Origin of the sequence: Crenothrix polyspora (assembly GCF_900163755.1) — a bacterium.
GTDB classification, from domain to species: domain Bacteria; phylum Pseudomonadota; class Gammaproteobacteria; order Methylococcales; family Methylomonadaceae; genus Crenothrix; species Crenothrix polyspora.
Genome location: NZ_FUKI01000126.1, coordinates 1 through 13648 on the forward strand (window position 1 = coordinate 1; position 13648 = coordinate 13648).

At 43.0% G+C, this 13648-nt stretch carries 15 protein-coding genes and 1 tRNA gene; 8 read left to right on the top strand and 8 right to left on the bottom strand.

The window, feature by feature from the left end; all coding sequences use genetic code 11:
- Positions 1–302: 302 nt before the first annotated feature.
- Together CRENPOLYSF2_RS11280 and CRENPOLYSF2_RS11285 are read right to left on the bottom strand one after the other, a co-directional pair.
- Positions 303–378, bottom strand: a tRNA-Thr gene (locus tag CRENPOLYSF2_RS11280).
- Positions 379–459: 81 nt separating this feature from the next.
- Complete coding sequence (locus CRENPOLYSF2_RS11285; protein WP_087144052.1) at positions 460–1917, bottom strand: M48 family metalloprotease; 1458 nt, start codon at positions 1915–1917, stop codon at positions 460–462.
- Between the two features lie 157 nt (positions 1918–2074).
- Between CRENPOLYSF2_RS11285 and tusD the strand changes: the two genes are divergently transcribed.
- From tusD to CRENPOLYSF2_RS11320, 7 genes are all read left to right on the top strand, one after another.
- Entirely contained in the window at positions 2075–2464 is a 390-nt protein-coding gene (gene tusD, locus CRENPOLYSF2_RS11290; protein ID WP_087144053.1) for a sulfurtransferase complex subunit TusD, read from the top strand.
- Positions 2465–2469: 5 nt separating this feature from the next.
- A complete protein-coding gene (gene tusC / locus CRENPOLYSF2_RS11295) occupies positions 2470–2826 on the top strand; it encodes a sulfurtransferase complex subunit TusC (protein ID WP_087144054.1) in 357 nt (118 codons plus the stop codon).
- A 58-nt stretch (positions 2827–2884) separates the two neighbouring features.
- Positions 2885–3232 (top strand): hypothetical protein, encoded by a 348-nt coding sequence (locus CRENPOLYSF2_RS11300; protein WP_087144055.1) that lies wholly within the window; start codon positions 2885–2887, stop codon positions 3230–3232.
- 321 nt (positions 3233–3553) lie between these two features.
- A complete protein-coding gene (locus CRENPOLYSF2_RS11305; protein WP_245807979.1) occupies positions 3554–5308 on the top strand; it encodes a sensor histidine kinase in 1755 nt (584 codons plus the stop codon).
- 4 nt (positions 5309–5312) lie between these two features.
- Complete coding sequence (locus CRENPOLYSF2_RS11310) at positions 5313–6695, top strand: sigma-54-dependent transcriptional regulator (protein WP_087144057.1); 1383 nt, start codon at positions 5313–5315, stop codon at positions 6693–6695.
- Positions 6696–6764: 69 nt separating this feature from the next.
- Positions 6765–7814, top strand: coding sequence for a hypothetical protein (locus CRENPOLYSF2_RS11315; protein WP_245807980.1), 1050 nt, complete (start codon positions 6765–6767; stop codon positions 7812–7814).
- Positions 7815–7817: 3 nt separating this feature from the next.
- Positions 7818–8261, top strand: a complete 444-nt coding sequence (locus CRENPOLYSF2_RS11320; protein WP_245807981.1) for a type 2 periplasmic-binding domain-containing protein — start codon at positions 7818–7820, stop codon at positions 8259–8261.
- A gap of 121 nt (positions 8262–8382) precedes the next feature.
- On the opposite strand, the gene CRENPOLYSF2_RS11325 is transcribed toward CRENPOLYSF2_RS11320, so the two are convergent.
- From CRENPOLYSF2_RS11325 to rluD, 3 genes are read right to left on the bottom strand one after another with little or no spacing between them, the layout of a single operon-like run.
- Complete coding sequence (locus CRENPOLYSF2_RS11325) at positions 8383–9222, bottom strand: ZIP family metal transporter (RefSeq protein WP_087144058.1); 840 nt, start codon at positions 9220–9222, stop codon at positions 8383–8385.
- A 4-nt stretch (positions 9223–9226) separates the two neighbouring features.
- Entirely contained in the window at positions 9227–9958 is a 732-nt protein-coding gene (gene pgeF, locus CRENPOLYSF2_RS11330) for a peptidoglycan editing factor PgeF (protein ID WP_087144059.1), read from the bottom strand.
- Entirely contained in the window at positions 9945–10892 is a 948-nt protein-coding gene (gene rluD, locus CRENPOLYSF2_RS11335) for a 23S rRNA pseudouridine(1911/1915/1917) synthase RluD (protein ID WP_087144190.1), read from the bottom strand. The genes pgeF and rluD overlap by 14 nt, the downstream gene beginning before the upstream one ends.
- Positions 10893–10984: 92 nt before the next feature.
- On the opposite strand from rluD, the gene CRENPOLYSF2_RS11340 reads away from it, so the two are divergent.
- Positions 10985–11887 (top strand): outer membrane protein assembly factor BamD, encoded by a 903-nt coding sequence (locus CRENPOLYSF2_RS11340; RefSeq protein WP_336469730.1) that lies wholly within the window; start codon positions 10985–10987, stop codon positions 11885–11887.
- A 97-nt stretch (positions 11888–11984) separates the two neighbouring features.
- Here the strand turns inward: CRENPOLYSF2_RS11340 and CRENPOLYSF2_RS11345 are convergent, their stop codons facing one another.
- The 3 genes from CRENPOLYSF2_RS11345 to smpB form a co-directional block, all read right to left on the bottom strand.
- Positions 11985–12326 carry a HopJ type III effector protein gene (locus tag CRENPOLYSF2_RS11345; protein WP_087144060.1) on the bottom strand — a complete coding sequence of 114 codons (342 nt, stop codon included), beginning with the start codon at positions 12324–12326 and terminating at the stop codon, positions 11985–11987.
- A 121-nt stretch (positions 12327–12447) separates the two neighbouring features.
- Entirely contained in the window at positions 12448–13011 is a 564-nt protein-coding gene (locus CRENPOLYSF2_RS11350; RefSeq protein ID WP_087144061.1) for an isochorismatase family protein, read from the bottom strand.
- Positions 13012–13145: 134 nt separating this feature from the next.
- Positions 13146–13631 carry an SsrA-binding protein SmpB gene (gene smpB / locus CRENPOLYSF2_RS11355; RefSeq protein WP_087144062.1) on the bottom strand — a complete coding sequence of 162 codons (486 nt, stop codon included), beginning with the start codon at positions 13629–13631 and terminating at the stop codon, positions 13146–13148.
- Positions 13632–13648: the final 17 nt, after the last annotated feature.

Consider the following 13648-nt stretch of genomic DNA (forward strand, 5'->3'; position numbering starts at 1 on the left):
GAGGATGCTCGGATAAAATTGAAAAAGCTTTATCCGACACTTAAAGAGTGACTAAGTACTAGACGAAAACAGCTTAGCCACTTTTATAGTGGAGGTTATGGAGCAACTGGACATCAGCCCGATAGAGTAGGCGTATACAAAGTGGAACACCTATCGAGGTGTTAAAAGAACTTGGCGGGTGGGCGGCAGATATTGAAATCGTATTGAAATACGCTCATCTTTCGAGTAAAAACTTAGTTAGTCACAAATATGTCACACGCGCAAAAAAGGCCTAGATGAAACCATCTAGGCCTTTGATTTGTTGGAGCTGGAGATGGGACTCGAACCCGCGACCGGCTGATTACAAATCAGCTGCTCTACCAACTGAGCTACACCAGCAATTCGTTTATTATACATAATAAAATAAAGATTGCTATAGTTTTATTGCGTCCGTAAGATTTTTAGTTGAAATAGCGCAGTTTACTGCTCGCGTTTGGCTTTTTCATAGTCATCAACAAAGAAACTAAGGCGTTCGCTAAGAATGGAAGACAATTGAAAACTTAAGTCTTTTACTTGTTGTGCTAGTTTAATTTGTAAAATAGCTTGGTCAACTTGACCGCTGGCATAGTAATATTCAGCCATGTAGCGGTGCGATTCGGCAGGTTGATTAAGTTCGCCATAAGTTTGAGCCAATAATTGCCAGTAAAGTGGTAATTTTTGTGTTTGCACACTTAGTAAGCCCAGTGTTTTTCGTGCTTGCTCGGCGTTGCCTGTTTTAAGCAGTGCCGCAACATATTCCAGTTTAATAGCATCATTTTCAGGAAATTGATCGACTATTTTTTTATAGCGTGTCAGTGCTGTGTTGTAATCTTTGGCATCTAATGCGGTGCGTGCTAGCGCCGCCGCATAATGGCTTTGCTGAGGGTATTCGCTTGCCAGTTGCTGAAAAATAGCTTCAGCATCTTTATGTTTTTGTGTGCTGAGTGCAATCAAACCCAATCCGTAACGCGCCACTGAGCGCTGTTCGGTAGTACCTTGTGATAAACCTCTTTGAAAATAATTGTGGACATCAGCCGCGTTAGTAGCTGTTACGACACGAATTTTAGCCTTGATTAATTGATAGGCCAATGAATCAGGGTATTGTTTATACGGGTAAGTGTCTGCTCGGCCGCGCGTATCAGAAATACGTGACGCGGTAACAGGGTGCGTTCTTAAAAACTCAGGGACATTATGGCCATAATAGCGGGTAGATTGCTGCATACGCTCGAAAAAAGTTGGCATACTGCGTGGATCATAGTGTGCTTCGGCTAAATTTTGCATACCCACACGGTCGGCTTCAGCTTCGTGTTCACGGGTAAAATTAATCTGAAATTGTACACTACCAGCTTGGATAGCGACCAGTGCGGCTTGCCCTAATTGTGGCGATTGTGAACCCAGTAAAATCGCCGCCAAGGTGGCTGCCATTGTTGGAATAGACATACGTTTGGCCGCTTCCGCTGCACGGTATAAGTGGCGCTGAGTAACGTGGGCAATTTCGTGGCCAAGCACAGAGGCTAATTCACTTTCAGCTTCTGTGATCAGCAGTAAACCCGCATTTACGCCAATATAACCGCCAGGACCTGCAAAAGCGTTGATGTCATTTTCCATCACCACAAAAAAATGGAAGGGGTTGCTGGGCAAATCGCTGCTAGCCACTAATTTTTCGCCGATGGATTGAATGTACTGCTGTATTTCTGGATCTTGGTTAATGGCGATTTGTGCGTGTAAGCTTCTGAAAAACGCCTCACCTAATTCTTTTTCTTCGGCGGGGGTAATCAGCGTACCAGAAGAATCCCCCATATCGGGTAGGGTAAGTTTAGAAATGTCCACAGCCTGCGAACAGGGTGAAAACAATATCAGGCTTAAAGCCAGTGCGCGAATGCGTGGTTTGCGTGTCATGACAATAGAACTCGGTAAAGTACGTGTCGTTTCTGAAAGAGACCGATGTAAAGCAAGCGTGGTCTTATTTTAAATGCGGTCAACCATTCGGTGCAGGCTTTAAACAATGCCATAATATGGCGCATTCGGCAAACAGACGATTAAATTACGCAATAATATGAAATTTGCACTACAGATAAACAGCAGCCCGTATCAATCAAATGTAGCCTATAGTGCTTATTTATTTATTAAGGCTTTGCTTGCACAAGGCCACCAGGTATTTAGGGTGTTTTTTTATCAAGAAGGGATTTACCATGCTTTTAAACATAATACACCGCCAGACGATGAAGTGCATTTTACCCAATTATGGAGTCAATTAGCCGAGCAGCATCATATTGATCTAGTTGTCTGTATTTCTGCCGCGCAGCGACGTGGCTTGTTATGTGCAGATGAAGCGGCGCGGCAAGGTAAACACGACAACGACATAGCGGAGGGTTTTCGTATTTCTGGTTTAGGACAGCTGATTGAAGCTACACTTGAAGCCGATCGCTTTATTGTTTTTGGTTAAAACCGATGAAACGCTATTTATGTATTATGAGAAAACCGGCGCACAGTGGCAATTCAGTACAAGAAATGCTGGATATTGTGTTAACCGCTGCGGCATTTGATCAGCCGGTGAGTATTTTGTTGTTAGACGATGCGGTGTTTCATTTAAAACACGGCCAATCCCCTGAAAAATTAGCACTAAAAGATACGGCGGCAATATTTAAGGCGTTAGAAATTTATGATGTGACAGAAATACACATTGAGCAAGAATCTTTGCAAGAACGGGGTTTAAAAACCACGGATTTGTGTTTGCCGGTTAGGTTGGTGGCCAGAAATGCCGTTGCCGGATTAGTAAAGCAGTTTGATGTTATTTTTGCAGGCTAATCTTGTTGTGCTCTAAACCGACTGTATTTTATCGTATTTTTATTATCAGGAGTGTCGCATGTTAAAACCATTTGTAACGCTAAATATGTTTTTATTTTGTGTCACTTCAGCAATAGCGGGTGAGCTTAAAAATGGTATTTGGATGCCAGCTAACTGTGGTATTCGTGAACAGCCGCCCGCTATTAATGCAGGTACGATAGATGCTTACAACGCCAGTGTTAAAGCGATTGTTACATGGCAACACGCCGCCGAAGTTTACGATGCTTGTCTCGTGCAAGAAGCCAATGCTGACAGTGCATTGATTGCCAAAACCGCAATGCAAGCGCAAGACGCGGTAAAAATTAGTATTGATAAAATTAATGCTGACTTAGAGTCGAGCAGGGTACTACTGGAGACGTATCGTTAGCTTTTGCTGTTGTTCAAAGCCATTTTTCGTGCTTTTGCTGAAAATCATCTCAACCATACCTGCATTTTGTTCGGGCTTAAATGGGGGGTTCGTTTTAGCACCGGTGGTGCAAAAGCGGACATATTTGATTATCAACTGACTTTACGCGTTTGAGTAAAATTTGGTAAGCAGCCACTGTATAATTACTCAAAGCATACAGCGCTGCATTGCTGTTAAGTATCTGTGTTGCTCTCGTTATCAAAAGCCAATTGATGTGCTGTGAGTAATGTTTTGCGGTAGCCATAAATTTACATTTTATATCTCAGCATGAAAATACGTCGTATGTTACATATTTCTTTTTTTGCGTTACTGTCACTGGTTACCGTGTCTTTAACTGCTGTGGCATTTTTTACTTCTAGATCTATGCTTGAAGAGGAAATTGGGCGTAATTTAACCAGAGATGCTGCCATGTTAATGGCGCAAGTTGATATGTTAATGTTTGAGCGCATGCAAAATATACATTCTTGGAGTCAAATGGATATTATGCAAGAGGCGCGCGTCCGTGATGTTGATAAACGCTTATCGCAATTTTTAACCGATGTCGTCATCGGTTATAAAGGTATGTATAGTAAGTTATTTTTTGTCAATATCGATCAACGTATCATTGCTGCAAGTTCTCCAGAACTTATCGGTATTGTCCATTATGCAACAGCAAACTGGGTGCGTGCAGAAGTGCCTAATGGTGATGTTTTTATAGAAGATTTGCAACTGCTAAGCCCTTATAACGATGCCAGTTTGGTGATTCGTGCGCCGGTACAAGATAATTATTCGTCCCAATATATGGGGCAATTTTATGGCTTGTTTGATATGCGACAATTATTTCGTTTATTGGATGAAGCCAGCCGTTCTGATTCTGGCGAGCGTTATATTGTGTTATTAGATGCCGAAGGTCGAGCGATTGCCGCTTCAGGCAATCTACGTAAGCCAGAATTTTTATTAAAAACAACTTTTTCCAATTGGAAAGCAGATAAAGACCAAGCATTTTTTATTCATTCAGGGGAGCCGGTTATCGCATCCTCGGTATTGGTTGGCCGTGCCAGTTCACCGAATTATTTGGGTTACGTGCAAATGGGCTGGTCACTGTTGGTTTTTCAAAGTACTCATACGGCGTATGCGCCTATTTACAAGCTCTTAGAAATATTTATAGGGATTATTTTTTTTACCATGTTGTTAGCTTTTTGGCTTTCGCAATGGATTTCTGGGCGTATTGCCAGCCCCTTGCTGGGTTTGACAAAATGGGTGCGCGGCGTGCGTTATTTTGAAAAACAAACACCACCTAAATTGGAAGGTACGCTGGAAATTCGTGAACTGGAGAAGGCTTTTGCCACTATGCTACAGCAGTTAGAGCGTTCTCGTGAACAAGTCATTCAAGCATCAAAACTTGCTGTTATCGGTGAAATGGCCGCTATCATGGCACACGAGGTGCGTACGCCACTGGGTATTTTATCGACCTCGGTGCAAATGCTACAAAGAGAACCGGCATTAAGTGCAGAAGGTCACGAAATGACGCGGTTTATCTTAGATGAAAGTAGCCGATTAAAACGCTTGGTAACCACGATGCTGGAATGCTCGCGCCCAAGAAAGCCACAAATGTTGTTTCACAATGTTCATGATATAGTACTGCACACGCTTGAGTTGTTGGCGCGACAAGCCAATGCAAAACACCTGTGTATTGAACGGCAGCTACAGGCTAAAACCCCCGTTATTGTTTGCGACGCTGAGTTATTGACGCAAGTATTTTTAAACTTATTGCATAATGCCATACAGCTGGTAGCTAATGAAGGCAGGGTTTGCATAAGATCAACCTCGTGTAATCAGCATCTTAGCATTGAAATTGCTGATAATGGTCCAGGTATTGCTGTCGCTGATTATCATAATATATTCGAGCCTTTTTTTACTAAACGCGAAGGCGGGGTAGGCTTAGGGTTAACTGTTACCAAGCAAATTATGCTGGCACATCAAGGCAATATTTTTATAAAACAAAGTGAATGGGGCGGCGCTTGTTTTGTTTTAGATTTACCCCTAACACAGGAATAACAGAATGTTACAAAGCGCACATGTCTTGGTGGCTGATGATGAAAAAAATGGCCGCCGCTTATTGGAGATTCTTTTAAGCCAGCTGGGTTTTCAGGTAAGCACGGCGGCGGATGGTGCAGAAGCACTCGACATTATTCGCAAGACATCGATTGATTTATTAATCACTGATCTCAGTATGCCAAAAATGGATGGCTTAGCTTTATTAGCGGCTTTGCGTGCTGAAAAATATGACCTGCCGGTTATTATTGTGACCGCTTACGGCACAGTGGAAAGCGCTGTTGCTGCCATGAAGCTTGGGGCTTTTGATTTTATTGTTAGGCCGTTGGATATAGAGCAAGTTGAAATGGTTGTTCGTCATGCCTTAGACAGCTGTTGGTTAAAGCGGGAAAATAGATTTCTGCGCGATCAACTGGATAAAAAAGGCTGGGGGGAATTTATCGGGCAGAGTACCGTTATGCACGATGTGTATAATTTAATTCAACAGGTGGCATCAACCAAAGCCAGCGTGTTTATTTCCGGTGAAACGGGTACGGGTAAAGAATTAGTTGCCAGAGCCATTCACCGGCATTCAGGACGTACCGGCTTATTTGTTACCATTAATTGCGCTGCTATTCCTGCCAGTATTCTAGAAAGTGAATTATTTGGCTATGTGCGAGGTGCCTTTACTGGTGCGGATAAAGACCGTATTGGTAAGTTTGAGTTTGCCCACCAAGGTACGGTATTTCTGGATGAAGTCACCGAAATACCACTGGAAATACAGGCTAAACTATTACGTGTACTGCAAGAAAATACCATTGAACGCTTAGGCAGCAATCGCAGTTCTCAGATTGACATTCGTATTATTGCCGCAACTAATCGCGATCCTCGTGTAGCGGTTGAGCAAGGCTATCTACGCGAAGACGTGTATTACCGATTAAATGTCGTCAACATTAATTTGCCCCCGTTACGGGACAGACAAGAAGATACTTTATTACTCGCACATGAGTTTATTAAAAAATACTGTTTACAGTCAGGTTATCCGGTCATGACGTTATCGACAGCGGCTTGTGAGCTGTTAACCGCATATTCTTGGCCAGGTAATGTGCGAGAATTAGAAAATGTAATGGAACGTGCAGTGGTAATAAACCAGAGCGGCAGAATAGACGAGGAACATTTGCCGCGCGAAATGACGCGCTTAGAATCACCGTTACAACTGTTGCCTGGTCAGTTTGATGACGCAGTACAAAGTTGTGATAACTTGGAAGATTGTGTGACAAATTTAGAAATTAGCATGATTAACAAAGCATTATGCAATGCCGAAGGCAGTAAAGCGCAGGCCGCGCGAAGCCTTAAAATTAGCGAGCGTACCCTGTGGTATAAGCTTAAAAAATATAAAATAAGTGCTTGATTTATACAAAAAAATAATTATTTTGCACCATAAAACACCGTGTTACGCACGGTATAAGGGCTGCTTATAATGCGCCATGCTTTAAATGTATTGGTGATAGCACTTATGTCGGTGGTGGCCAGTCCTGTGGCTTTAGCCACAGAAGCAAAAACGGCTTATCAATTAGGTCACGGTTATCGACTGGGTAAGACGGGCATTCAACTGGGCGGTTATGTCAGTAGTAAATTGTCAGGTTTTAGTCCTAGACCCTGGAAATTTGATGTCAGCGATCTCAGTTTGTTTGTTAGCTGGAGCAATGGTGCCAAGCTGAACTTTTTTTCAGAGTTAGAGTTGGAAGAATCGATTTCTGGCGGTCAAGAACATGGATTATCTACTCGAAATGCACACGTCGCATTAGAAAGACTGTATTTTGATTATTTGGTCAATGACCTGTTGGCGGTGCGTGTTGGTAAGTTTTTAACGCCTGTTGGTCAATGGAATCAGATTCATGCTGATCCTTTGGTATGGACGACCACACGCCCTGTTGCTACGGAGAATTTATTTTCTAAACATGCAACCGGCATTATGCTGCATGGCAACATCCCGTTCGGCGAACAGTCTTTAGATTACACGATTTATGGCGATTACAGTACCGTTCTTGATCCTTTGTATGAGACAGGTAGGCACGAAAATTTTGATAATGCACTGGGGGTACGTTTACGTTATAACGTTGATGAAGATTTACAAATTGGTTTGTCTTATGTTGATTTTAATTTACTGAGTATCCGTGGCGCTCCCGATATACGCCATCATTTGTTAGGTGTCGATCTTGCGTGGACTTATCAGCGTTTGGCAGTGACCAGTGAAATCGTGTACCGCAATAATAATTCAGCGGGTAACGCCGCCAATGCCTGGCAAGGCTATATTCAAGGCGTAGGATCTTTGTCTAAGCATTTTTATGCGGTGGGGCGGTATGAATTTTTTGAACAGACAAGTAATAAACTGGGTCAGGTGGGGGTATTGGGGATGGCATATCACCCAAGCCCTCCGTTGATTTGGAAGCTGGAATATCGCTACGGTGTCAATAATAAAGATTTTGCTCCCGATGGCTTATTTGCTTCATTTTCTGTGTTGTTTTAACCGATGCACAGACTTCATGTTTTTTTTCGTATTTGTTTGTTGATAGCGGCATTACCCGTATTTGCTGATCATCAGTCGTTAGTGATTGTAACCATGAAGACCAGTCCGTTACAGCGTTTATCCTTGGATGCCTTAAAACGGGTGTATTTACGTAAAAGTTTATTAGATGAAAAAGGCAGGCGTTGGATTCCTTTAAATTTACCGGCTTCAGACAGCTTGCGTGTTGGATTTTCTTTGACTTTGTTTAACAAGCGGCCAGAAGAGTATGAAAATTATTGGAATGAACAGTATTTTCAAGGCATCAATCCACCGGAAGTAATGGCTTCTGAAGAGGCGGTATTGCGGTTTATTGCCATGACTCCTGGGGCGATTGGTTATGTGCGTAAAGGCAGTGTTGATAAGCGCGTTAAAATATTAAATACGTTAATTATTGCTGAACCGCACTGAGTCTGCTGTTTTAAGCCTTTCTTGCTTAAGCGGATTTAATAATCAGCAGTGTAAATTCAGCTTGTAAAGCGCATTGTTATTGCTAAACGCAATGACAATGCGGCGTACAGAGACCGTGCTTTTAATGACCGTGAACAATATTATGCAGGGTACAAATCAATCCCACCCCCGCTGCAATCAACATAATCTGCTGTAACGAGGTTTTCATATCGGTTTTTTTGTGTAAGGAGGGGATTAAATCCGCCACTGCAATATAAATAAAACTGGAAGCCGCGAGTGCTAACAGGTAGGGTAATTTATCGTGCAGGTCTGCTAAACAGAAATACGCTAACACGCCGCCCAGAACTGTGGATAAGCTGGCCAGTACATTATAAAACAGCGCCTTGGCGTTAGAGTAGCCGCTGTGTAATAAAATTGCAAAATCCCCTACTTCTTGCGGAATTTCATGCGCAGCAACGGCAAGGCTGGTGACAATACCTAATTGCACATCGGTTAAAAAGGCGGCGGCAATCAACACACCATCGACAAAATTATGAATGCTGTCGCCGACAATAATTAACGAACCTGCCGATTTAGCACCGTGACCATGATGGCCATGATTGTGGCCGCCATGATCATGATGCGCGTGTTCAGCGTCAGCGTCGTCGCCGTGTGCTTCGCAGTGTTCACCGTAATGGCAATGTCGCCAAAGCAATAATTTCTCCAGTACAAAGAAGCCTAAAATCCCCGCCAATATCGTGCCAGACAGCGCTTGAAACTGCTCAGGTTTGGCACCGGTAAATACTTCGGGGATTAACCCCCAAAATGCCACTGCCAGTAAAGCCCCAATCGCAAAACTGATGCCGTGCGGTAACAGCGCATTTCTGCGTTGTTCAGACAGTAATAAAAAAATTGCTGCCGCCAGCACACTTAACACCCCGCCAATAGCGGTAAAAATAATAATTAAAAGCAATAAATGCACAGCGTTATGTTCTCCAAATCAGGCTAGCCATGCGTCCAGTTTCCTTATCACGTCGATAAGAGTAAAAACGTTCATGCTCGGTAACGGTGCAAAAATTGCCACTATAAATTTTATCAATGCCCAAAACGCTTAATTCAACGCGTGCTAGGTGATAAATATCAGCTAGCCAGCGGTGGTTTTGCTGCGTAAAAGCACCGGTAAAAATCACTGATTTTTCTATAAAAGCGGCGCGTACTTCAGTACCCACTTCAAAACAAGCAGGCCCTATGGCGGGCCCTAGCCAAACCAGCAGCTTATCAGCGTGCATGGCCGTTATTGTGTTGGTAATAATGCCATCTAATAAGCCTTTCCATCCGGCATGAATCGCCGCTACACAGCTACCATCTTCTGCGCACACCAGTAACGGTAAGCAATCTGCTGTCATCACCGTACACACCACATTAGCGGCACGGCTGTAACTGGCATCCGCTTGTGGCAAGCCTGTTACCGTGCTGGCATCAACGGCAATATTGCTGTGTACTTGTTGCAACCACACAGGCTCAGCCGGTAGCATTAAGCTTTGTCTTATGATATTACGGTTTTGCGCCACCGTATTAACATCGTCACCCACATGAGTGGCAGGGTTTAAGCTGGCATAACAGCCAGTGCTGACACCGCCTGTGCGTAACGTACTGACAGCATGAATATTTTTAGGCGCAGGCCAGTTAGGCACTAGCCAAGGATTATTGGTTGTCATTTTCAGTCAAGGCTTCTAATAAATCGACCATATCAAAAGGCAGCGGCTGCTCCCATTCCAGATATTCTTCGGTGACGGGGTGTTTTAAGCCCAGCTTTGCCGCGTGTAAAGCTTGGCGTTTAAAACTGCGTAACGTTGTTGCAAAGCGTTCGGTACAATTAGGCGGCATTTGAAAACGCCCGCTGTACACTTGGTCGCCCAGCAACGGGAAACGAATATGCGCCATATGCACTCTAATTTGATGAGTGCGACCTGTTTCTAGCTTGACCCGAATCAGTGTGTGGCGTAAAAAACGTTGGCTAACACGGTAGTGGGTGACGGCTTCTTTGCCGGACATGCGTATCATATAGCGTTTGCGGTCAGCTGGATCTCTGCCAATTGGTTCATCGACCGTGCCACCTGCGGTCATTCGGCCACGGCAAATAGCAATGTATTCGCGGACAATGCTGCGTTCTTGCAATTGTTGCGTTAAGCTGTTGTGCGCGGGTAAGGTTTTAGCGACCATCAATAAGCCGCTGGTGTCTTTATCAATACGATGCACGATGCCGGCTCTTGGCAGGCTGTCTAAGCCAGGTACGTAATTTAGCAAGGCATTGAGCAACGTGCCATTCCAATTGCCCACGGCAGGATGTACCACCAAGCCCGCAGGTTTGTTGACAATCAAGATACTGTCATCTTCAAAAATAATATCCAGTGGGATGTTTTCAGCTTCCGCAGTAATCACTACTTCGGCTTCGGCATCTAATATGATGATTTCACCGCCATCCATTTTTGTTTTAGGGCTGATGTTGATGGCATCGTTAATTTGCACGCGGCCTGATTTAATCCACGTTTGCAATTTACTGCGCGAATAATCGGCAAACAGTTCTGCAAGCGCCTGATCTAAACGCATTCCGGCTAATTCGTAAGGCACTTCTTCGGTTAGTCTTGTCATAACAAGTTCTTCTGATAAACCCATTGTTAAGTTATACTCGCAGCTGAGCTTGGCATGATACTGTGCCATGTACACCTAACGAAAAACCTCTAATGTTACAACGTGTCGTCAGTACTATGCGATTAATTTTAATTAAATCTTTATTTATTTTTACAGTAAGCCTTATTTTAGTGGGCTGTCAGACGCTAAAAAGCATGGTGTCTGATAATTCTGAGTCAACAAAAAATGAGTGTTCCCAATGGAAAGATGCCGATAATCAAGATGATGACTGTGTTGATTGGGATGCCAGTAAATTCTCTAGTAAAGCCAAAAAAGCTTTAGAGGATGGTAATTATGATAAGTCGATTAAGATTTATGAAGCCTTAGAAGCGCGCTATCCGTTTGGGCCTGATTCTGGGCAAACGCAGTTGAATATTGCGTATGCGTATTTTAAAAATGGTGATCATGATGCGGCTATTAGCACCGCTGACCATTTTATTAAAACTAATCCGCGTAGCGCACACGTTGATTACGCGTATTATTTAAAAGGCTTAGTCAATTATAAGCGCGATATCGGCTTTATTGACCGCTATTTACCTACCGATGGTTCGCAACGCGATCCTGGTAGCGCGAATGAAGCTTACAATATTTTTGCTGAATTACTGCGGCGTTTCCCCAATAGTCGCTATGTGCCGGATGTAAAACGCCGGATGATGGGGCTTAAGAACAAACTGGCCATGCACGAAGTGAATGTCGCCCGCTATTATATAAAACGCAAAGCTTATGTGGCCGCCGCCAACAGAGCAACCGGTGTAGTTGAAAAATACCAACGTACCCCAGCAATTCCTCATGCGTTAAAAATTATGCAGGAAGCCTACACCAAGTTAGAGATAACTGAGTTAGCCAATGATGCCGAGCGGGTTTATCAAGAAAATTTTGCTCACGCGCCTCCTGAAAATACTCAAAATGTAACGTTGGCTCAGAAAGTATGGGATTTTATTGGTTTGGATGAATAGGTTGTCAATTTAAGCTGGGATTTGTTTTGTAGGTTGGGGTGACGTTAGGAACCCCAACACGTACTAGGTAGCCCCGAAAACCGATAAATAATGATGCTTATTTAGCCGTTAACGGATTACCGTTAAATTGCAAACCGTCCCAGCCATAACGCATAAAATTACGGATATTTTGATGCCCAGTGCCGTCAGGATCATTTAATACGTCATTACGGTAATAGTCGCCGAATAAAGCGAGCGTTTGCTGCTTGTCTAAGTTGTTTTGCATGGCAAAAGCAAAAATTTTACACGAGCCTTCATTGGTTCCAGCCGAATTAACTAATGATCCATTGGTAAATTCTGCTGGAGAGTAATGATAATTTTTACTGATGATTGTAATAGTTTCATCGAAAGTGATGGTTTGATTATTTTGTATTTTTTTAATAAATAAAGCCAGTGTCATAGATGTTTTATGTTTTTTTGAGATTTAATAACGTGAAAGTTTTTGTTTTTGCTATCTAATTAAGGTGGAATACAGCGTAATGTCGTTGTTGTGGGCTGGGGTAATGTTATCTCACCACAACTTACATTAACGCGGATATTTTTCGAAAATCAGGGTGCGAAGAATCTCTTATCCATTCAAATAATACCGACTCATAGTTGGTAACCGTAATATTATGCCGATGTAAGCGCTGCATGGCATTTACGCGATGCCTGTTTTTCCGTGAACAAATAGCATCTTCAACAACATAGACATCATAACCGATATGAAATAATTCCAATGCGGTTTGCAATACGCTTAAGTGCGCTTCTTGCCCCACTAAAATGATTTGCCGTCGCCCGCTAGCGCGTAAGGCCATATAAAAACCCTCGGCGGCAAAGCAAGAAAAACTGGTTTTATTAAACGCTTGTTTGGGGTTGAGTAATTTGTTAACAATATTTTTATCGGTTTGGCCTAATATTTTGGGGCATAACTCAGTTAAAAAAACAGGAATATGTAACACGCCCGCCGCTTCAACCAAGCTGCTGATATGTTGAATTGTCGGTTTGTATTCTGCTTTGGGCATCACCGCTGACAATTTAGGCTGCACATCAATGACGATTAGCAGGCTGTTTTCCGCAGACAATAGGTTTAATGGTGCGTTCATTAGTTTTAATAAAATCCAGCTGTCGGTGAATACTGACAATAGGCTAGATTAAATTAAGGAGTCAAACAATAGGTAGTATTACCTATTGCGTCTAACAAAAAATCATGCTTTTGATATTTTACAATGCGTTATTGTTAGGCATGTTTCATAATACGTTCTTTTTCGCGCTGCCAATCACGATCTTTTGAGGCGGTGCGCTTATCGTGTAATTGCTTACCCTTGGCCAGACCAATTTCTAACTTAGCCCTGCCATTTTTCCAATACATCGATAATGGCATTAACGTATAGCCTTTGCGCTCCACTGCACCAATTAACTTATTGAGTTCATGCCGATTTAATAGCAGCTTCTTCATACGCACGGCTTCGGGTTTAATATGGGTAGACGCAGACAGCATGGGTGAAATATGCGCTCCCGACAACCAGGCCTCGCCACGCTTAATCACCACATAGCTTTCTTTGAGTTGAATGCGGCCATCGCGGAGACTTTTAACCTCCCAACCTTCCAGCACTAAACCGGCTTCAAAACGTTCTTCTACGAAATATTCATGCCGTACCTGACGGTTAACTGCAATGCTGGCATTTTGTTGTTTAGTGTCTTTTTTGGACTTTTTATCAGCCATAGTATGTATTTAGTATT

Excerpts from the sequence above, each read along its gene's own strand:
- CRENPOLYSF2_RS11305 (WP_245807979.1), top strand. The coding sequence starts at position 3,554 with ATGTTACATATTTCTTTTTTTGCGTTACTGTCACTGGTTACCGTGTCT.
- CRENPOLYSF2_RS11340 (WP_336469730.1), top strand. The coding sequence starts at position 10,985 with ATGTTACAACGTGTCGTCAGTACTATGCGATTAATTTTAATTAAATCT.
- pgeF (WP_087144059.1), bottom strand. The coding sequence starts at position 9,958 with ATGACAACCAATAATCCTTGGCTAGTGCCTAACTGGCCTGCGCCTAAA.
- CRENPOLYSF2_RS11345 (WP_087144060.1), bottom strand. The coding sequence starts at position 12,326 with ATGACACTGGCTTTATTTATTAAAAAAATACAAAATAATCAAACCATC.
- CRENPOLYSF2_RS11350 (WP_087144061.1), bottom strand. The coding sequence starts at position 13,011 with ATGAACGCACCATTAAACCTATTGTCTGCGGAAAACAGCCTGCTAATC.
- CRENPOLYSF2_RS11320 (WP_245807981.1), top strand. The coding sequence starts at position 7,818 with ATGCACAGACTTCATGTTTTTTTTCGTATTTGTTTGTTGATAGCGGCA.
- CRENPOLYSF2_RS11310 (WP_087144057.1), top strand. The coding sequence starts at position 5,313 with ATGTTACAAAGCGCACATGTCTTGGTGGCTGATGATGAAAAAAATGGC.
- CRENPOLYSF2_RS11315 (WP_245807980.1), top strand. The coding sequence starts at position 6,765 with ATGCGCCATGCTTTAAATGTATTGGTGATAGCACTTATGTCGGTGGTG.
- tusC (WP_087144054.1), top strand. The coding sequence starts at position 2,470 with ATGAAACGCTATTTATGTATTATGAGAAAACCGGCGCACAGTGGCAAT.
- tusD (WP_087144053.1), top strand. The coding sequence starts at position 2,075 with ATGAAATTTGCACTACAGATAAACAGCAGCCCGTATCAATCAAATGTA.
- CRENPOLYSF2_RS11285 (WP_087144052.1), bottom strand. The coding sequence starts at position 1,917 with ATGACACGCAAACCACGCATTCGCGCACTGGCTTTAAGCCTGATATTG.
- rluD (WP_087144190.1), bottom strand. The coding sequence starts at position 10,892 with ATGACAAGACTAACCGAAGAAGTGCCTTACGAATTAGCCGGAATGCGT.
- smpB (WP_087144062.1), bottom strand. The coding sequence starts at position 13,631 with ATGGCTGATAAAAAGTCCAAAAAAGACACTAAACAACAAAATGCCAGC.
- CRENPOLYSF2_RS11300 (WP_087144055.1), top strand. The coding sequence starts at position 2,885 with ATGTTAAAACCATTTGTAACGCTAAATATGTTTTTATTTTGTGTCACT.